This window comes from Rhizobium sp. BK619 (assembly GCF_014195245.1).
In the GTDB taxonomy this organism is placed as follows: Bacteria; Pseudomonadota; Alphaproteobacteria; order Rhizobiales; family Rhizobiaceae; genus Rhizobium; species Rhizobium acidisoli.
This window is the reverse complement of sequence record NZ_JACIBH010000003.1, coordinates 429,004-447,166: the sequence shown is the minus strand read 5'-3', so window position 1 is coordinate 447,166 and position 18,163 is coordinate 429,004. Positions and strand designations below refer to the sequence as shown.

At 61.4% G+C, this 18,163-nt stretch carries 20 protein-coding genes and 1 pseudogene; 7 read left to right on the top strand and 14 right to left on the bottom strand.

All coding sequences use genetic code 11. From position 1 onward, the window contains the following. Positions 1–26: 26 nt before the first annotated feature. Positions 27–905, bottom strand: coding sequence for an ABC transporter substrate-binding protein (locus FHX14_RS07950; protein ID WP_012556454.1), 879 nt, complete (start codon positions 903–905; stop codon positions 27–29). A 162-nt stretch (positions 906–1,067) separates the two neighbouring features. On the opposite strand from FHX14_RS07950, the gene FHX14_RS07945 reads away from it, so the two are divergent. Together FHX14_RS07945 and FHX14_RS07940 are read left to right on the top strand one after the other, a co-directional pair. Next, positions 1,068–2,123, top strand: a complete 1,056-nt coding sequence (locus tag FHX14_RS07945) for a helix-turn-helix domain-containing protein (RefSeq protein ID WP_054182251.1) — start codon at positions 1,068–1,070, stop codon at positions 2,121–2,123. Positions 2,124–2,159: 36 nt separating this feature from the next. Further along, positions 2,160–2,369: pseudogene (locus FHX14_RS07940) on the top strand (transporter); the annotation flags it as partial. Positions 2,370–2,393: 24 nt separating this feature from the next. On the opposite strand, the gene FHX14_RS07935 reads toward FHX14_RS07940, so the two are convergent. After that, positions 2,394–3,290, bottom strand: a complete 897-nt coding sequence (locus tag FHX14_RS07935; RefSeq protein WP_184376781.1) for an alpha/beta hydrolase — start codon at positions 3,288–3,290, stop codon at positions 2,394–2,396. Between the two features lie 228 nt (positions 3,291–3,518). On the opposite strand from FHX14_RS07935, the gene FHX14_RS07930 reads away from it, so the two are divergent. Beyond that, positions 3,519–4,112 carry a TetR/AcrR family transcriptional regulator gene (locus tag FHX14_RS07930; RefSeq protein ID WP_184376780.1) on the top strand — a complete coding sequence of 198 codons (594 nt, stop codon included), beginning with the start codon at positions 3,519–3,521 and terminating at the stop codon, positions 4,110–4,112. 14 nt (positions 4,113–4,126) lie between these two features. Here FHX14_RS07930 and FHX14_RS07925 read toward each other — a convergent pair whose 3' ends face one another. The 3 genes from FHX14_RS07925 to FHX14_RS07915 all read right to left on the bottom strand — a co-directional run bounded on the left by FHX14_RS07925 (position 4,127) and on the right by FHX14_RS07915 (position 7,194). After that, positions 4,127–5,221: an alkene reductase gene (locus FHX14_RS07925; protein ID WP_184376779.1), complete on the bottom strand. Its 1,095-nt coding sequence runs from the start codon at positions 5,219–5,221 to the stop codon at positions 4,127–4,129. A 71-nt stretch (positions 5,222–5,292) separates the two neighbouring features. After that, positions 5,293–6,297 (bottom strand): NADP-dependent oxidoreductase, encoded by a 1,005-nt coding sequence (locus tag FHX14_RS07920; protein WP_003588859.1) that lies wholly within the window; start codon positions 6,295–6,297, stop codon positions 5,293–5,295. 33 nt (positions 6,298–6,330) lie between these two features. Further along, complete coding sequence (locus FHX14_RS07915) at positions 6,331–7,194, bottom strand: alpha/beta hydrolase (protein WP_183693978.1); 864 nt, start codon at positions 7,192–7,194, stop codon at positions 6,331–6,333. A 263-nt stretch (positions 7,195–7,457) separates the two neighbouring features. Here FHX14_RS07915 and FHX14_RS07910 point away from each other — a divergent pair, with 263 nt between their 5' ends. From FHX14_RS07910 to FHX14_RS07900, 3 genes are read left to right on the top strand one after another with little or no spacing between them, the layout of a single operon-like run. Further along, positions 7,458–8,039, top strand: a complete 582-nt coding sequence (locus tag FHX14_RS07910) for a TetR/AcrR family transcriptional regulator (RefSeq protein WP_184376778.1) — start codon at positions 7,458–7,460, stop codon at positions 8,037–8,039. Then, complete coding sequence (locus FHX14_RS07905) at positions 8,036–8,398, top strand: nuclear transport factor 2 family protein (RefSeq protein ID WP_012556446.1); 363 nt, start codon at positions 8,036–8,038, stop codon at positions 8,396–8,398. The genes FHX14_RS07910 and FHX14_RS07905 overlap by 4 nt, the downstream gene beginning before the upstream one ends. Beyond that, positions 8,391–8,771: a TfoX/Sxy family protein gene (locus FHX14_RS07900; protein WP_184376777.1), complete on the top strand. Its 381-nt coding sequence runs from the start codon at positions 8,391–8,393 to the stop codon at positions 8,769–8,771. The genes FHX14_RS07905 and FHX14_RS07900 overlap by 8 nt, the downstream gene beginning before the upstream one ends. 35 nt (positions 8,772–8,806) lie before the next feature. Here the strand turns inward: FHX14_RS07900 and FHX14_RS07895 are convergent, their stop codons facing one another. The 9 genes from FHX14_RS07895 to FHX14_RS07855 all read right to left on the bottom strand — a co-directional run bounded on the left by FHX14_RS07895 (position 8,807) and on the right by FHX14_RS07855 (position 17,270). Continuing rightward, a complete protein-coding gene (locus tag FHX14_RS07895; protein WP_184376776.1) occupies positions 8,807–9,844 on the bottom strand; it encodes a 4-hydroxyproline epimerase in 1,038 nt (345 codons plus the stop codon). Positions 9,845–9,897: 53 nt separating this feature from the next. Continuing rightward, positions 9,898–11,148 carry an FAD-dependent oxidoreductase gene (locus FHX14_RS07890; RefSeq protein ID WP_184376775.1) on the bottom strand — a complete coding sequence of 417 codons (1,251 nt, stop codon included), beginning with the start codon at positions 11,146–11,148 and terminating at the stop codon, positions 9,898–9,900. 205 nt (positions 11,149–11,353) lie between these two features. Continuing rightward, positions 11,354–12,631: an alpha/beta hydrolase gene (locus FHX14_RS07885; protein ID WP_184376774.1), complete on the bottom strand. Its 1,278-nt coding sequence runs from the start codon at positions 12,629–12,631 to the stop codon at positions 11,354–11,356. A gap of 601 nt (positions 12,632–13,232) precedes the next feature. Continuing rightward, positions 13,233–14,114, bottom strand: a complete 882-nt coding sequence (locus FHX14_RS07880; protein WP_184376773.1) for an aldo/keto reductase — start codon at positions 14,112–14,114, stop codon at positions 13,233–13,235. A gap of 214 nt (positions 14,115–14,328) precedes the next feature. Next, positions 14,329–14,958, bottom strand: coding sequence for a TetR family transcriptional regulator (locus FHX14_RS07875; RefSeq protein ID WP_184376772.1), 630 nt, complete (start codon positions 14,956–14,958; stop codon positions 14,329–14,331). A 19-nt stretch (positions 14,959–14,977) separates the two neighbouring features. Then, positions 14,978–15,649 carry a methyltransferase domain-containing protein gene (locus tag FHX14_RS07870; RefSeq protein WP_054181997.1) on the bottom strand — a complete coding sequence of 224 codons (672 nt, stop codon included), beginning with the start codon at positions 15,647–15,649 and terminating at the stop codon, positions 14,978–14,980. 287 nt (positions 15,650–15,936) lie between these two features. Beyond that, positions 15,937–16,233, bottom strand: a complete 297-nt coding sequence (locus FHX14_RS07865) for a hypothetical protein (RefSeq protein ID WP_184376771.1) — start codon at positions 16,231–16,233, stop codon at positions 15,937–15,939. 154 nt (positions 16,234–16,387) lie between these two features. Continuing rightward, a complete protein-coding gene (locus FHX14_RS07860; RefSeq protein WP_184376770.1) occupies positions 16,388–16,759 on the bottom strand; it encodes a cell surface protein in 372 nt (123 codons plus the stop codon). 190 nt (positions 16,760–16,949) lie between these two features. Then, a complete protein-coding gene (locus FHX14_RS07855) occupies positions 16,950–17,270 on the bottom strand; it encodes a hypothetical protein (protein WP_184376769.1) in 321 nt (106 codons plus the stop codon). 166 nt (positions 17,271–17,436) lie between these two features. Between FHX14_RS07855 and FHX14_RS07850 the strand changes: the two genes are divergently transcribed. Beyond that, entirely contained in the window at positions 17,437–18,135 is a 699-nt protein-coding gene (locus FHX14_RS07850) for a class I SAM-dependent methyltransferase (RefSeq protein ID WP_184376768.1), read from the top strand. The last annotated feature ends 28 nt before the right edge of the window (positions 18,136–18,163 follow it).

Genomic DNA, 18,163 nt, shown 5'->3' with positions numbered 1-18,163 from the left:
GCCGCAGCCTTCATCCGTCAGCCCGGTCAGCCGCCGGCTGCGCAGGAGGGAAGCTTGTAATCGCCGGGGCGGTCGACGCCGGCACGGAAGTTTGCACCCACCGGCTTGAACCAGACATCGGCGGACAATCCGTAGCGGGCGCCGATCTCTTTCATCTCACAGCTCTTCCACATATCGGCGATGATCGCGTCCATCTTCTGGCGCAGATCGTCGTTCTTCTGGTTGAGACCGTAGACGACCTGACCGAGCCCGGTGAGCAGCGGGAAATCCGGGCTGTTATCCGTGAAGGCCAGGAAGTGCATGTTCCAATCCGAGTTCTGCTTGATGGCGTAGGAAACCACCGGCGGGTCGCCGATGACGGCATCGATACGCCCGGCGATGAGATCGCGCACGGCAGCGTCGGAGGTGTCGTAGAGCGAGAGGTCAATGCCCTTGATCGTCTTCAGTTCCGGGACGAAGGAGAAGCCGGTGATCGTGCCGACCTTCTTGCCTTCCAGGTCGGAAAGCTTGTCCCAGTTGGTCTTGTTCGACTGCATGATGCCGTTCTTGAAATAATGGATCGGCTCGGACAACGTCATGATCTTCGTACGTTTCTCGGTCCAGCCCATCGTGCCCAGCATCACGTCGACGCGACCGGATTGCACGGAGGCGATCGTGCCCGACCATTCCATCAGCGCCGGTTGTATCTTGAGGCCGAGCTTGTCGGCGATGCGCTGCATGATCTCGCCATCGTAACCGATCAGCTTGCCGTCCTGCCAGCCGGAGCCCGGCATGTCTCCCGTAAAGGCGACCGTCAGCTTGCCCTGCTCGGCAAGTTCGAATGCGTTTGCGAGCGGTGCCGATGCCATGAAGCTGCCTGCCAGCAGCGCGCACATCACCACCCTTCTCGAAAGAGAAAGTGCCATTGTTCTGATCCTTGATTTGTTTTTGGTTCCCCGGTCCGGTGGGTCTTGTCGCCGGATGTCGAGTTCGACGAGGGAGAGCTTGCCACCGAAAGGCGGCGCTGAATTTTAGAAATCGGACATTTTCTTTGAAATAGCGACATGGCTGACGTAAGGTCGGCCGCCATGAACGCAGACGCCAACCTTTCAGATGCACCTGCCATCGAGCCGGACTATGTCCGCTGGCTCGATGGTTTGTGGGCCGAACGGCTTTTGGCCGCCCGAGACCGCAAAGCCGATCTCTCCATCGGCATTCTGCTCTGGCCGAGCTTCCCGATGATGTCGCTGACCGGGATCGTCGAGCCCTTGCGGCATGCGGCCGATTTCGCCGACAACTCCCGGCCTCTGCATTGCCGCTGGTCGATCATGGGAGCGCCGGGCCACGCCGCGGTGGCGAGCTGCGGCATCCGCGTGCAGGCAGATGCGCCCTATATCAACCCGACGGACTTCGACTATATCGCCGTCATCGGCGGCCTCCTGCCGCATCTGCGCGCGGCACCCAGCAAGCATCGCGACTACCTGCGGGTCGCCGCATCCGCTGGAGTCCCGGTGATCGGTGTCTGCACCGGCGTCTTCGTACTCGCCCAAGAAGGTCTGCTGACCGGGCGCAAAGCCTCCGTTCATCCCTTCCATGCCGAGGATTTCAAGATCGCCTTTCCGCGCCAGGCATTCTCGACGCGCGACGACTTCCTGATCGAGAACGGCCGCATCACCGTTCCCGGCGGCGTCTCGATCCTGTCGCTGATGACTGAACTCATCGGCACCCATTGCGGTCCCGACCGGGCGGCCAAGGCAGTTCACCAGCTGTCTCTGACCGAGCACAAGGGCCTGAGCGCTTTCGACCAAGGCCGGGTTTCCAGCTTTCGACATGTCGAGGATTCCCGCATTCAGCGCGCGGTCGTTTTGATCGAGAGCCGCAAGGGCCGTGACGTATCACCCGAGCAGGCGGCCAGCATGATCGGGCTGTCGCCGCGTCAGTTCGGGCGCCTGTTCCAGCAAGGCATCGGCATGACTCCGAAGCGGTTCATCATCGAGACCCGCCTGCGTTACGCCCGCTTTCTGGTAGAAAACAGCACGCTCTCGATGACGCAGATCGCCTTCGAGACCGGCTTTTCGGATGCGGCACATTTCGCAACCGCTTTCCGCCAAAAATTCAACCAGTCGCCGCGACAATTGAGATAAGGGATTTCGGTTTCGCCTCAAAGAACACGGCGCGCCCTCCCCGAAGCAATCTTCCGCTCGACCGTCAAGGCCGAGTGCGACAAGCTCGACCCGGTGCATGGGGAAATGATCGACTGCTGTGCCCCACCGGCAGGTGGTGCCGGTGCTCGGCCCGGATTTCTACGGCCGGGTGAAGGCCGCCCATGCGGTGATCAGACCGCAGAGCCCAGGCTCTACGCCAACATAATCCAGCTGCTGCGGCCCTGAGCGCCCGACTGCGCGTCGGGGGAGTCATCCATGAGCAAAAAGATGACGACTGAAAAACGCAGCCAGGTGTTTTGAAACCTCGACCGGCGCGGAGTCTGGGAAAAAATGCCCGCCTGGCACAGCTCGGGCATTGATGGTCGTGCAGCGATCCGCCCAAGTGGCTGGGAGATCATAGAGTTTGGCCATTGCGCCAGAGGCGCCGTACAGAATCAAAGCGGGCGTAGATATGCGTCTCCCCTGCTCCGCCAGATCGTCGGCGAGATCGACGGCCAGCGCCGCTCGGTAATCGTTGCAGCCACCGGCAATCGCTTCGGCATCATGCCATGAGGCCCGATAAGCAGCGAGCTGTTCAGCATCGAAATCCTGCGGACCCGCCGCGCCCCATCCGAAGAGGCAGGCTTCATAAAAGAAATCGGGATTCGCTTCGATCATTCGCTCCGGGAATGGTGCAGGTTGCGCGAGGAAGAACCAATGCCAGTAGCTTTGAGCGACGTCTCTGCGCAGGTCGGTTAACATGATGGCAGTCGGCACGATATCCATCAGAGTGACGCTGGCCACAGCCGCAGGATGATCAAGGGCCAGCCTATACGCGACCCGAGCTCCACGGTCGTGACCGACGAGATGAAATCGCGCGTGTCCAAGCGCTTTCATCAAACCAAGCTGATCGGCTGCCATTGCGCGGAAACTGTAGTTGGCCAGATCAGCTCGAGCCAGTGGCTTGCTGGAGGCGCCATAGCCGCGCAGATCAGCACAGATCACCCGATATCCGAGCGCGACCAGCTCCGGTGCGATCCGTGCCCAAAGTGCCCTGGTCTGCGGAAAGCCATGCAGCATCAGCACCGGCTCTCCCTCACCCGCAGCGACATAAGCGATCTCGGTCTCGCCGACGGTGACGCGTCCGCTTTCAAAGCCGTCAAACATCAATCCCTCCCTTTTACCCCGAATACAATACCTCAAAAGCCAGGGCGCCTGCCTGCGAGAGGGCTACCCTCAATCTCGACGAGAGGCTCGGCGCGATGAGATCGAGCGCCTGCGACAAGACGCGAGCCTATGACGGTCGCAATTATTAATGATATACATCATCAATAAGTCAAGCTATAATGATAGCTGACATCATAGTTGGGGCATGGCGGTCGAAAGGGCTGTAAAGTGCGGATCACCAAGGAAAAGAAACAGGAAAACTACGATCGGATTATCTCCACGGCGTCGGAGCTGTTTCGCGAGCGCGGGTTCGATGGCGTCGGGGTAGCGGAGTTGATGGAGCGCGCGGGGCTCACCCATGGCGGCTTCTACAATCACTTCCGCTCCAAGGAGGATTTGATCGCGGAGTCGACCGAGAATGGCTTGAACGAGACCTTGCAGCGCTATGCCGGTTATGACGTGCTCGCCGTCATGGAACTTTATCTCGCGCGCGGACACCGGGATGGACGCGGCCAGGGGTGCACCGCTGCAGCGCTGAGCTGCGACGCAGCTCGGCAGCCTGAGGAAACCAAGGCCGTTTTTGCTGCGGGAATAGATAGACTGGTGCGCGCAATCGAGGACGGCATTGCACGACACCACGTTTCCGACACCGGAGACCGCGCGCAGGCCATCACCATCCTTGCTCAGGCTGTCGGAGCGATCGTGCTGTCGAGGGCCTGCCCGGATGATTCCCCGCTGGCGGACGAACTGCTCGACGCCTGCCGGGCGGATTGCCGCGACGCCATCGAAAATCGGGCCCGAGATAATAGGGCCGCCGTATAGGCGGCCCTATGCCGTCAAGCGCTAACCGGTTCGGCCATTTCGGGATAGTCCGTATAGCCCGCCGCGCCGCCGCCATAGAGCGTCGCCATATCGAGATTGGCCAGTGATGCACCGATTTTCAGACGCTCGACAAAATCTGGGTTGGCGATGAACGGCCTGCCGAAGGCAAACAGGTCCGCCAGCCCCTGCTCCAGCCTGGCCGTCGCGAGTTCCCGATCGTAGCCGTTATTGGCGATGTAAGTGTTCCTGAACCTGCGGCGAAGCGCCTCGTAATCGAAGGGCGCAACATCGCGCGGCCCGCCCGTCGCACCTTCGACGACATGGAGGTAGGCAATGCCCATCTCGTCGAGCTTCTCGACGATGTAGTTGAACTGCGCCTGCGGATCGGTTGCTGATATTCCGTTGGCCGGCGACACCGGTGAAATCCGAACTCCGGTACGCTTCGCCCCCACTTCCTTAATGACTGCCGCCGTCACCTCGAGCATCAGCCGGGCCCGGTTTTCGATCGAGCCGCCATAGGCGTCGGTGCGGGTGTTGGCTCCGTCCCTGGCGAACTGGTCGAGCAGGTAGCCGTTGGCGCCGTGAATTTCGACACCATCGAACCCGGCGGCAATGGCATTGGCGGCGGCCCGGCGGAAATCCTCGACGATGCCGGAGATCTCATGCAATTCGAGCGCCCGAGGTGCCGACACGTCGACGAAGCTGTTGTTAACAAAGGTCTTGGTTTCGGCCTTGATCGCGGAAGGCGCCACCGGGGGCTGCCCATTCGGCTGTAGGTCGACATGCGATACCCGACCGACATGCCAGAGCTGCAGAAAGATGTGGCCGCCCTTGGCATGCACCGCATCGGTCACCTTGCGCCAGCCGTCGATCTGCGCCTGCGTGTATATGCCGGGCGTGTCCTGGTAGCCTTGACCCTGCTGCGAAATCTGGGTCGCCTCCGAGATGATCAGGCCTGCCGAGGCCCGTTGAGCATAATATTCGGCAATCAGATCGCCCGGCACAAACCCGGCACCCGCTCTGTTGCGCGTCAATGGCGCCATGACGATGCGGTTGGAGAGTGTGAGAGAGCCGAGTACGAAGGGTTCAAAGAGTGTCTTGCTGGTCATTTTTCGCTTTCAGAGTTGGAATTATTTCTCGCGTTCGTCTCGCAACGCACGCCGCGTCGGTCAGGTCGACCTCAGTCTGCGACCGTGATGACCACCTTGCCCTTTGCACGCCCAGTCTCGACATAAGCCAGCGCATCGCCGGTTTTTTCAAACGGGAAGACCTTGTCGACGACCGGCCGGATCACACCTTGTTCGATCAGGCGCGTGATCTCATTCAACTGCCGCCCCTCGGCGCGCATGAACAGGAATGAATAGCCTATGCCGAGACGCTTGGCCTTTTTCCGAACCCCTCGGCTCAGCAAGCGCAGCACCAGTTTCAGAAACAGGTTCAGGCCGAGTTCCCTGGCGAAAGCAGGATCGGGCGGACCGGAAATGGAGATGAGCCGGCCACCCGGCTTCAGCACAGCCAGCGATTTTTCAAGCGTCTTCGGATCCTGACTGTTCAGCACCAGATCATAGCCCGACAAGACCTTCTCAAAATCCTGGCTCTTGTAGTCGACAATCACATCCGCCCCGAGACTTTTGGCGAGCTCGGCATTTCCAGCGCTGGTCGTCGTCGCCACCATCGCGCCAAGATGTTTGGCGAGCTGAATGGCGAAAGTCCCGACACCGCCGGAACCGGCCTGAATGAAGACCTTCTGGCCGGGCTTCACCTTGCCCACCTCGACCAGCGCCTGCCACGCGGTTAGCCCCACCAGGGGGATGGACGCCGCTTCGGCCATGCTGAGGTTGTTTGGTTTCAGCGCCACATCGGCTTCATCGATGGCGATGAATTCGGCGAATGTGCCGACCCGATGATCGCGCGGCCGTGCATAGACCTCGTCACCCACCTTGAGCCGCCTGACCCTCGGTCCCGCCCTAACAACTGTTCCGGCAACGTCGTGGCCGAGGACGAAGGGCGGACGATAGGGAAGAATGAGCTTGAACTCTCCGTCCCGCAGCTTGGAGTCCAGCAGATTTACGGCCGTAGCCTGAACCCGGACAAGGACATCATTGTCCTGCAATTCCGGTTCCGGCAGGCTGGCCAGGCGCAAAGCGCCCTTCTTTTTGTACTTATCAACGACGAATGCCTTCATGAGGCTTTCTCCAATTCGAAGTCTGGTGGGATGTCAGGCTGCAAGGAAGGACAAAGCCTTCGGCACGAAATCGGCGTGGTTCTGGAAGATCCCGCCATGTCCGGCGTCGTTATAGGTAACCAGTTGCGCGCCCGGAATGCGCCTGGCCATATCGGCGCTGTTGACCGTGGGGACCATGATATCACTGTCGCCATTGGCGATCAGGACCGGGATAGTGATACGGCCGAGATTCTGAGGCGCCTGCCGCCCCCAGGCCTTGATCGCCTTGAGTTGCCGCAGAAACGCCCTTGGCGTCGGGCTCTTGTCCCTTCCCGCCTTGCGCTCTTTCAGGCGATCGAGAAAGGCTTTCGCGGCTCGGCGACCATTGGCGGTGGAGGTGAAAAACAAATAGGTTTTCGGGTCGCGCAGCGTCAGCAGACCCTTGATCATCAGCGGCCAGGACACGGCTCCGACCTTCTCTATCCCTTTTCCGCCGGCCGGGCCCGTTCCAGTCAAAATGAGTTTCCGCACAAGGTCCGGCGCCTTCAGCACGATGTCCTGCGCGACAAATCCCCCAAGGGAAAAACCGAGCAGATCGACTTGTTTGAACCCAAGCGCTCGGATCAACGCGATCGCGTCGCGCGCCATCTCGTCGATGGTCACAGGGGCCGTGCCGCCTGAGGCGCCGATCCCCCGGTAATCGATCGCGATTACGTGATGCTTGCTGGCCAGACCGTCGACAATCCGAGGATCGAAATTGTCCAACACCGCGCCCCAATGGTTGAGAAGAATGACCGGCACGCCGCCTTGGGGACCGAGGTCGCGATAGACGAAAGGCGTCTCCCCAACATTGACCCAGAGATTTGGCGCCTCGGCGTAGCAGGTGGCAGACCGAAGGTATCTTATCGTCGCGTTCATGGTTTACTCCACACCCCGGCTCGTACCGGCACGCTCATCATCGCCATTATCCTTGCCCTTCCGCATCGACCACCGACTTTCGCGCAAAAGGAAACCAACTGCGGTCACGCAAATTTTTAATGACAACCGTCATCATAGATCTTTAATGATACTCATCATCAAAATTGTCAAGTGGAATTTTTCCGCAGATTGTCACGGAAGAGTCTTGCATCTGCATTCTTGATCAGTCATTCTAGAACAAGCGATAAAGAATCGGAGCGAGTGTGGGCAGAACGCGGGAATTTGATGAGGAGGCGGTGCTGAAGGGGGCGATGCAGGCCTTTCGCAAGCACGGCTATCAAGGTGCGTCGATCCGAGACCTGGAAGAGGCGACGGGCCTCAAGGGCGGGAGCATCTATCACGCCTTCGGCGACAAGGCCGGCCTCTTCGACGCGGCGTTCCGGCATTATAATCGGACGGTTCTGGAGGGGCGGATCGAGCGATTTGCGCCGCCGGGGGGCGGAGTTAAAGGCTTGCGCGAACTGTTCCTTTCACTGCTGCATGAGCCCAACAATGGCTCCCTGGGCTGCCTGATCACCAACACGGCCGTGGAGTTCGGAGGTGACGTCAACACGCATCCCCGTGTCGAGGCAGCCCTCGGTCTTCTTCGCAGCACGTTCCGCTCGAGGCTCTGCGAGTCGTCGACCTTGGCTCGAGATACCGACGAAGCCAAGGCGGACAGGACAGCTGTCCGTCTCCTTGCCCTCTATCAAGGCTTGCTCGTGCTCATTCGCGGCGGCGAAGACAAAGCCAGCCTACGGCAGGCGATCGAAGATGAATTCAATCAACTGGAGACACTGTTATGACGCCTGAGGCGCTATGGAATCGATATGCGGCCATCTGGTCGCTGGACGCTGACGCGCGCGAGCCGGAAATGTCGGCTTGCCTCGCCGACGATGTGACCTATTGCGATCCGAATGGAGCGATCGCTGGGCGAGCCGGTCTCGCGGCTTACATGGCCGGCTTCAAGGAGAGCGTACCGGCAGGCCGGTTCATAATTTTGGGCGTCCTCCATCACAATGAACGGTCGCTGGCACGCTGGGAACTGCGCCACGAGGACGAGACCGTCCTGCAAACGGGGACGAGTTTCGCTGCCATGTCCGATGGCCGGCTCAGCGCTATCACCGGCTTCTTCGATCCTCTGGCGGGGCGGCACCATGGGTAACGAGGCGGCACGCAGCCTGGCGCTCGAATTTGCGAGCCAGATCGCCCCACCGGGCGCCATCGATATAAGGCGGTTCTTCGGTGGATCCGCCCTCGTTCGAAACGGCGCGCAGTTCGGGTTCGTCATGAAGGGCACGTTATATCTGCGCGTCGACGCCACAATGCGCGCGGAGTTCGAGGCAGATGGCTCCGAACCGTTCAGCTACCGCGCTGCCGGCAGGGAGGTGACGGTTCGCCGCTATTACGCGGTGCCGGCGCATGTGATCGAAGATCCCTCGCTGCTGCGCAGGTGCTCGGAGCGCGCATTTGACGCGACCACGCGGCCCGCCCGCAAACGCTCAAAAGCCACCCTCGCCGTCAGCCTGCCTGGCTGATGCCGATGTCCACCCGGCCCACCACAGCCTAACGCTCAGATCTCCCCAGCCGACGGTCCCCAGACATCCGTGAGCGCAAAGCCGCCGGGATGCGGATCGAAGGGGTCGAGGGCCACCTGGGTCAGGCCGAAGGTGAAGCCGCGGCCGGTGATGGTGGGAATGACGGCCGGGCGGCCGGCGACCTCGGTCACCGCCTGCAGCCCGACCTCGAATTCGGAGCCGATGATCGATTTCGAGGTGAAGACGTCGCCGATTTTCGCCTTGCCGCGGGCATGAAGCGCGGCCAGGTTGGCGGAATTGCCGGTGCCGCAGGGCGAGCGGTCGGCCCGGCCCGGCCACATGGTGGTGCAGGTGCGCACCGTGCCATCGGCTTCGCTATCGCGGAACATCACATAGGCGACGCCTGATATCGCCGGGATCTCGGGGTGGACAACCTTGATATCGCGGTTGATCAGTTCTTTCAGGATCATGCCGGCCTGGACGAGGCCGGCGGCATTGGCCTTCTCGATCGTCAAACCGATCTGGCCGACATCGACCAGCGAATAGAAGATGCCGCCGTAGCAGAGATCGGCCTTGATCCTTCCCCAATGCGGCGTGTCGATCTCGACGTCGAGTTCGTGCACGAAGGAGGGCACCATGGTGAGCTTGACCTTTTCGCAGCGCCCGTCGCGGCAGGTTGCCGTCGCCTTGACGAGGCCAGCCGCGGTTTCGAGCGTCACGATCGTCTCCGGCTCCTGCATCTCGACGATGCCGGATTCGAGCAAAGCCGTCGTCACGCAGATCGAGTTCGAGCCGGAGCTCGCATGCGCCTGGTCGGGTTGCAGGATGATGAAGGCGGCGTCTGCTTCCGGATGCCTTGCCGGCAGCAGCAGGTTGACCGAGCCGATCGGGGCGCCGCGCGGCTCCAGGCAGAGGAAGCGGCGCAGCTCGTCACCCTTCGGATCGGTGTTCAGCCAATGCAGCTGGGCGGCGATGGTCTCGCCGGGGATCTTCGGCACGCCGCCGATCGCGACGCGGCCGATCTCGCCTTCGGCATGAACGTCCAGCAGCTGGATCGTGCGCTTCCACCTCATGTCGTAAACTCCAGTTCGGATGTGACGGCCGACGCCGCCATCGACAGTAAATCCTAATATCGGTCTATGCGGAACGGGGTGATGTCGAGAGGTGGTTTGAGCCCGGTCACCATATCGCCGATCAGCTGCGCTGTCGTTGCCGCATAGGTCAGGCCGAGATGGCCGTGGCCGGTCGCATAGAAAACCCCCGGCATTTTCGAGGACGGCGAAATGATCGGGATTGTATCGGGCAGCGCCGGGCGATGGCCCATCCAGTCCGTCGCCTCCTCGAGTTTGAGACCCGGCAGCGCGCGCTGGGCATGGCGCACCAGCACCCGCGGGCGGCGGAAATCCGGTGCGGCATCAAGCCCGGCGAGTTCGACATTGCCGCCGACGCGGATGCCGCCCGCCGTCGGCGTCACCATGAAGGCGCGCGCCGGCCAGATCATCGAATAGCGCATGGAGATGCCCGGTTTCATGATCTGCGTGTGATAGCCGCGCTCGGTTTCGAGCGGGATCGGCTCACCGAGCTTTTCGGCGAGGAAGCGGGTGTGGACGCCAGCGGCAAGCACGACGGAATCCGCCTCGATGCGGCTGCCGTCTTCAAGCAGGACGACGGCGGTGCCGTCGCCCCTGCGCTCGATATTCCGCACCGCACCGGAGACGAAGGCCGCGCCCGCAGCTTTGGCCGCCTCGGCGAGTTTCACCACCAGCTGATAGGGATCGCGGATCGACTTGTTGTCGGGCAGCAGCACGGCCTTGGCGATCGAAGGCGAAAGCGCCGGTTCGTAATATTGGATGGCGCCGTTGCTCAACACTTCGAATTCAAGGCCGTAGCGCTGCATCATGGCGAGATGGCCGCGATCGGCGGCAAATTCCGCCTCGGTCTCGTAGATCGCCAGACACCCCTCCTCGGTCATCAGCTCGGGCGCGCCGATCGCCTCGAGCATCTGCCTGAAGTCGCCGAGCGCTCGCTGCGACAGGCTCATGCCGGCATCTTCGATCGCGCGGAGGCGCGACGGGTGGCCGGCCGCAAGGAAACGCAGGAACCAGGGCAGCATCTTTGCCGCATAGGAGGGCCGCAGCCAGACCGGGCCTTCGGGATCGAGCAGCCAGCCCGGCATTTTCCTCCAGGTCGAGGGGCCGGAACCGGCGACGAAATCGAGCGCGATGCTCGCCATATTGCCGTAAGAGGTGCCCCGTCCGGGATCAGCCTTGTCGATCAGCGTCACCGCACGGCCACGCCGCTGCAATTCGAAGGCGATCGAGGCGCCGATCACGCCTGCGCCAACGACAACAACCCTCTTCTTCGTCTCTTCAGCCATGCCGTCAACCCACCCATACGGCAGTCAGAATTGCCGTTCGTCACTCTGATATATCAGATCGGCGATGATGCCTAGAGAATTTCCGTTTTCTCCGAAGCACGGAAATTCTCTATCTCTTTGTGTTCGCAATTCGCTGGGAAAGTCGCTTTGCGCTTTTCCCGGCAAAACCGCCATGCGCTTTTGCTGGAATTGCTTTGTGGAATTTTTACTGGCTTTCCGGCAGGCCGGCGCCGACACTGTCGCCGACCGAGCCGACGGTATTGTCGACCGACCGGCCGAGGCGCTTCAGCTGGGCGTCGTAGTTGCGGCGGGTGCGCGGATCGAAGATCGCGATCGGCGTGCTGACGGCGACGCTGACGGCACTTCCGGCCGTCTGGGCAGCGCCCATCGCCACCGCGCCGACGGCTTCGCCGAGGCCGACATTGGAATCGGTGATCGTCTGGCCGGCAATCAGCCGGTCGCCGATCAGCTTCACCACCTCGGGGCTTTCGGCGAATTTTCCGTGGTTCAGCCGGTCGCCGCCCTTGAGCTTGGTCAAATCGAGCACGGTGATGCCGGCCGCCTCCAGCTTGCTGCGATAGGGCTCGACCGAAGGATCGATCTGGCCGAGGCGGTCGACATTGCCGGAAATGCGCCGCGACAGCGCCAGAGCCCGGTCATCCCTGGAGACGAAGATGGTGAAGTGCGGGCGGTCCTTGCCGAGGCTTGCGAACTGGCGGCCGAAGACATCGACATCGAGATCCGGCGAGGCGAGGATGACGTTGTTGATCTTCGACGCGACATGACCATTGCGGATCGCCATCTGCCTGAGCGCTTCGACGGTCAGCCATGTGCCCATCGAATGGGCCATGATGGTGACGTCGCTGACGGCGGGATTGGCGGCGGTGCGGGTCAGCAGCTCCTCCAGCGCATCGCGGGAATAGTTGGTGCTTTCCTTGTCGTAATTGTAATCGAAGATGCTGGCACGCGATGGCCAGGTGAAGACGACGGGGGCGACGTCGGCATGCGAATCATGGACGATCTGGGCGAAGCGATAGACGGCGTCCTCATAACGATTGTTGAAGCCGTGCACGAAGACCAGCACCCGGCGACTCCTAGGCATATGACCCTTCAGCCAGGTCTCGCCCGCCCGCTCGCCTTCGAGCGGATCGACCGACACGGTGACGAAATCGCGTAAGGGATCGGCCGGCAGCCGCTTTGGCCATTGTACCTGGCCGACCTTGCGATTGGTCTCCGGCGGGATCGAGACATCGACGGCGTTGACGGTAAGGCCAGTGCCGCGTTCACCAGAGAAAAGCACGGCGGGATTGTCATCGGCAGCGCGCGTCGTCGCGACGAGAAGATCGACCTTCGACGTGCCGGGCGGCACGCTGCCGGCCGCCTGCATGACGCCGACCGGCCTACCGCCGCAGCCGGTAAGCGCGAACGCCGCCAGCAGAAGACCTGTCAGAGCCGCCCGCGGGCCGCGCCATCTGCCGATCATGATCAAACTCCAACCGGTTCGCGCACCGACAGGCGGCGCCCGTTCAAATAGGCTGACGGTGCTTGCCGAGTCAAATTTGCGCGTGGTGGAATGCCTGGGGGGACAAAAGAAAAGAGCCTGGCGCGGGAGGAGGTGCGCCAGGCTCTTGATCCTGACTGACAACTGGGAGGAGGAGTGTTGTCAGTCCGATGTAAGAGCGCTGGGAGGAGGAGTGCGCTGCTTACGGAGATATATGTACCGCTTTCATGCGAGCGGGAACAGCGAAAATACCGCAATGCAGCAATGCAGCAAGCGCATGGCCTGCCCTGAAATTAACAGGCCACCGCCTCATTTTGCAGCATGTTTAACCAGATGGTCAAAATTGTGCGGAAAATTTAAGCCTGACGGGAGGTGCCGCCTGCCCCTCATCCGCCTGCCGGCACCACCGGGGTCGAGCCACGGGTCTCGACCCGTCCCTCGGACCCCCGTTTTACGGGGAGAAGGGGATATGCCGCGACCTCTCCGTTCCCCACAAACCTCTCGTAAGGCACGTCCCCTCTCCCCGTAAAACGGGGAGAGGGTTAGGGTGAGGGGCAGCCACCTGCGCCGCCCGTCAGCTCCCTCACGCTGCCTTGAACGCCTTCCGGCCCTCAGCGTCGAGCGCCGAGAATTCCTCGTCCGACAGCGTGATACCGACGGCCGCGACGTTTTCTTCGAGATGCTTGACCTTGGAGGTGCCGGGGATCGGCAACATCACCGGGCTGCGCTTCAGCACCCAGGCGAGCGCGATCTGGCTTGGCGCGGCATTGTGTTTCCTAGCGATCGTATCGAGCAGCGAGCCGGATTTGGCGAGATCGCCGGCTGCCAGCGGGAACCAGGGGATGAAGCCGATATTGTGCTTGGCGCAGTAATCGAGCACGTCTTCGCTGGTGCGGTCGACGAGATTGTAGCGGTTCTGGACGGTGGCGACCTTGAAGTGTTTCGACGCCGCCTCGATGTCGGCGACGGAAACTTCGCTCAAGCCGGCATGGCGGATGAGACCGGCATCGAGCAGCGATTTGATCGCATCGAATTGCTCCTTCGCCGGTACCTTCGGATCGACGCGGTGCAACTGCCAGAGGTCGATCTGCTCGAGCCCCAGATTGCGCAGGCTCTTATGCGCCTGCTGGATCAGATATTCCGGGCGGCCGACCGGCAGCCAGATGTCGGGGCCGTGGCGGGTGAGGCCGCCCTTGGTGGCGACGACGGATTTGCCGCCATAGGGATGCAGCGCTTCCTTGATCAGCCATTCGGAAATATCGGGACCGTAAGAATCGGCGGTATCGATGAAGTTGACGCCGAGTTCCGGCAGGCGCCGCAGCGTGCGGATGGATTCGGCATGATCGTCGGGCTCGCCCCAGATGCCCTTGCCGGTGACGCGCATGGCGCCGAAACCGAGGCGGTTGACCGCGATCTCGCCGCCGATCTTGAAGGTGCCTGACTTGGCTGCGTTATGACTGGACATGATCTTTCCTCTCCTGGTCAGTGAAATCGTTAAAGTCGGTGGAGCGGCGCGGTGCCGCCGGGTTCACCGGTCATCGGCGCGTGGTGATGATCCGCCGATCACGGTGATATCGAGACTATGGCCGTTACGACGCTTGCACATATAGGAGGGCGCCGCGGGCGCGGACAGGGACGGAACCGAAAATGCCGCAGGCGCGCGGTATCAGCGACCGACATCAAAGCCTGGCCTTCGCCTCGTCACCGAATTCCGCCAGGATCCTCCAGAGCTCGACGAAGATTTCCTTGGCAAAATCCTGCGGCGCGGCACCCGGCGGGCGCTGCCAGAGTTCGGCCCCGACGCGCAGCGCGCCGATGACGATCGCCGCCAGAATGCGCATGCGCAACCGCTCTTGCGGATCATTTCCCTTACGCAGAAGCAGCGCCTCGGCGAGCTTCTGTTCGACCCTCGCATATTTCAGCTGGTCACGGGCCCTCAGCGCCGGTGTGCGATGGATGAGTTCAGCAAGCGCCAGGCCGCGCTCGTCGATAGAGGCGATGACGGTGGCGGTGATCGCCGCCTCGACCACAGTCACCAAGGGCTCTTCCGCCGGCCTTGCGGCGATCGCCGCCATCAGCCGATCGGCAAAACTATCCTGCCAGGCGAAAACCACCTCTTCCTTCGAGGGGAAATAATCGAAGAAGCTGCGTTTGGAGACGTCGGCCGCTTCGGTGATGTCCTCGACGGTCGTGGCCTCGAAACCGCGCTGGAGAAAGAGGCTCATCGCCGCCTGCTCGATGCGCTCGCGCGTCTGCCGCCGCTTGCGTTCCCGCCGGCCTTCCGTCGCCGCCCGCTTGCTGTCAGCCATGTCAGCCCGGCATCATCGCTCAGCCGCCGGTTTCGTTTGAGAAAGCGGCGATATCGTCGAGTTCGGCTTCGCTCTCACGATAGCTGAAGCGCTCGCGCGACAGCTCCAGCGGTTTGCGGCGGGAAATCCGGTAGACGGAGGCCGGCGGCAGGTTGCGCACCGTGCCGCCGATGCGCACCGCCTTCAGGCCGAGGCGGTCGAGGATCGGCCGCGGCACCGGGCAGCGCGGACCATAGGTAAACTGATAGACAGCCCCGCCCGGCCGCATATAGGCAAAGGCGCCGGCCAGGATCGAAGCGATCTTGCGCGGTGACATCGACAAAAGCGGCAGGCCGCTGACAACGGCGCCAACCGGTTCGCCCTCGAAAATATCGGCATGGGCGAGATGGGCCGCATCCATCTGCAACACGCGCGCCGTCGGGAAACGCGCCTGCAGCGCGGTGATGAACTCCGGACCGTACTCGATCAGGGTCAGATCCGCCTCACTGACGCCGCGCGCCAGCAGCGCTCGGGTGAAGACGCCGGTTCCGGGGCCGAGCTCGATGATCGGCCCGTCGAGTGCGGCAATTTCACTGGTCATGATCCGGGCAAGCGAATCGCCCGACGGCGCGATGGCGGCGACGCGAAGCGGGTTGCTGATCCAGGAGCGAAAAAAATGCAGGAAATCGGAGCATGCAGCCTTTGCGGTCATGACTATCCCACCTGTCTGAAATTCGATTGATTATGAAATGCGACCATCGCGGCGAGCATGGCAATTCCAAGGCAGACGCATCAAACACCTGTGCGAACAGGCGATTTGCGCGACTTTTCCTCTCGAGCTCTCCGTTAATTTTTTACTTATTGCATTTTTGCAGTTGATGCAAGATTTGATAAAGGACGGTTTCACCGGTCCCCTACCGCGGAAAGGCGGCCCAAAAAGGCCGCCTCCAGATCGCCGACAAAGTCTGCCAACTCAGCCGCGAACGGCCGAGCGCCTCATCAATAGTTGCAGCTGGAGCTGCTTGTCGGGTTGAAGCCGAGTTTGCAATCCATGTTGAGGGGCTTCTTCGGGTTCATCATATAATGTGTCGAACCCATGCTTTCCGCGCGCTCGCCGATCGAACCGGTCGTGCGCCTGTCATGGTCAACCTTGGTTTCCTGCGCAACCGGGCGCACTGTCGCACCTTGCTCCGTCGCGCTCGACTGGAGGGGAGCTGCCGTGGCCGAAAAGGCAGAGAGGCCGAGGATTGCACTGAGGGTGGCGGCGGCAAGGCCGGTCTTGAAGGTGGTGGTCATAATCGTCTCCTTGGGAGGATTCAGGGAATTTACGCCCCGGAGTTAGGAAGGCGATCTGTCACATACTACGGCGCCAAAATGGAGGTCACGGATATGTGAGCGGCCCCATGATCGAGAAAGAGGCGGCTCCTCGCCGCCTCTTTCATTTGCCGGCTCAATAGCCGTTATCGCAGGGCATGCTGCCGGGGCCGATCGATCCCGAAAACGTAGGGTTGCACATTTCCGGGGCCGCCGGTCTGTTTACCGGCTGGCGGATTATGGAGCCGGTGGTGCCCGGCTCGACGCCAAAGGCGGCAAGCGGATACCAGTAGCCGTCGGAATGCCGGCGGGTGCCGGGGCGCTCGGTGCGAAACCCTTGATAGCCATGCCAGGATCCGACATGTGGTTTATATTGCACCATTTTTACGGTTTGGATATCGGGCGGCCGAACCACCTGAACGGGTGCTGCCTGCGCCGGCGCGATCGACGCGAGGGCGAGAAAGGCACTGAGCGCTGTGGTGGAAGGGGTCAGTCTGAACATCTTCATGATAAACCCTCCTTCGTGGATTTACCTGATGAAAATGCCTTTTCCAGCCGCCGGGTTCCCCGCTCACATGCAACTTCCAAAACTCGTGATTGCAGGCGATCCGGCGTGACCAAATCGGCGAAAAACGTGAAAAGCCGCGATCGGCCAAAGGTTCAAACGGCGCTGGAGCGGAATTGCGAATTCTCTGTTCTCAATTCGCGTATAATGTCCGGTAGCCCTGGCCGGAGAGGCAGGCGACATATTGCCGGTGGGCCGCGGCGCGCGCGATCGTTTCCGCCTCCAGTTCGTCGGCCTGAGCATAGCCGGTCAGCTGGGCCCGTATCTGATACTGCTTCCTCGCCTCGTCATACATGGCGTTGCCGTCGGTCGTGCAAATGCCATGGGCCACGGCAGGCGGATTGACCGGCACGCCGACCGCCAGGAGCACCGGATCATTGGCATGGTCGATGCAGCCGGCAAGCGCCGTCATCATCGCAAGGACTGCCAGAGCCCGAAAAATTCCCACCATCATGCATTCCTCCGGCCGAAGCGCCTCTAAGACTCATCAGACCTGCGGGTACATCAGCAAGGTTGCGCGAAACTAGGCGAGCCGGCTTCGAGCGTTTAAATATTGCTTAAATTATATATTAATGCTTACTTATAGTCGCAGACGCTAATCTCTCCTGGGGAGGAAGATTATGGCTTCGCCGTGGGTAAACGACGCGCTGTCGCATGCGCGATCAGCTTTTTCCAACAAGATCAACACTGATATTCTTGAGGTTGGCGGCGGCTCTCGCACCCATATTCCCTTGGAGGGCGCCAGATATACGGTGCTGGACATCTCGAAGGAGCAGCTCGAAAGGAACCGCGACGCTTCCGAGCGGATCCTCGGCGATGCGCAAACGATCGACTACGGAGACCGCCACTTCGACGCCTGCGTCTTCTGGGACGTTCTCGAGCATTTGGAAAGCCCGCGCTCTGCTTTGCTCAGAGCCCATGACACCCTGTCTCCCGGGGGTCTCGTGTTCGTGAAGGGTCCGATCCTCAACTCGGCCAAAGGGATATTCACCGACCTCACGCCCTGGTGGACCCATGTCCTGTTCTATCGCTACGTCCTCAGGCAGAAAAACGCGGGAAAGCCGGGTTATGCCCCGTTTCGCGTCGAGCACGCCGCAGAGGCCTCACATTCGGAGATTGCCGGGACACTGAAGGAACTCGGCATGGATATCGTCTTCATCGGCGAATACGTGTCGACCCAGGTGCATGCGCTCAAGGACCGGATTCCCCCGCTTTATTGGCTCTATGAGGCTTTCGGCCTTTTGCTTCGCACAGCTTCGGCCGGAAAGATCGGCGGGCGGGAGACGGAGTTTCTGATCGTGGCAAAGTGCCTTCGTTAAAGCATGTCGCGCAAAAGTGTGCAGCGGT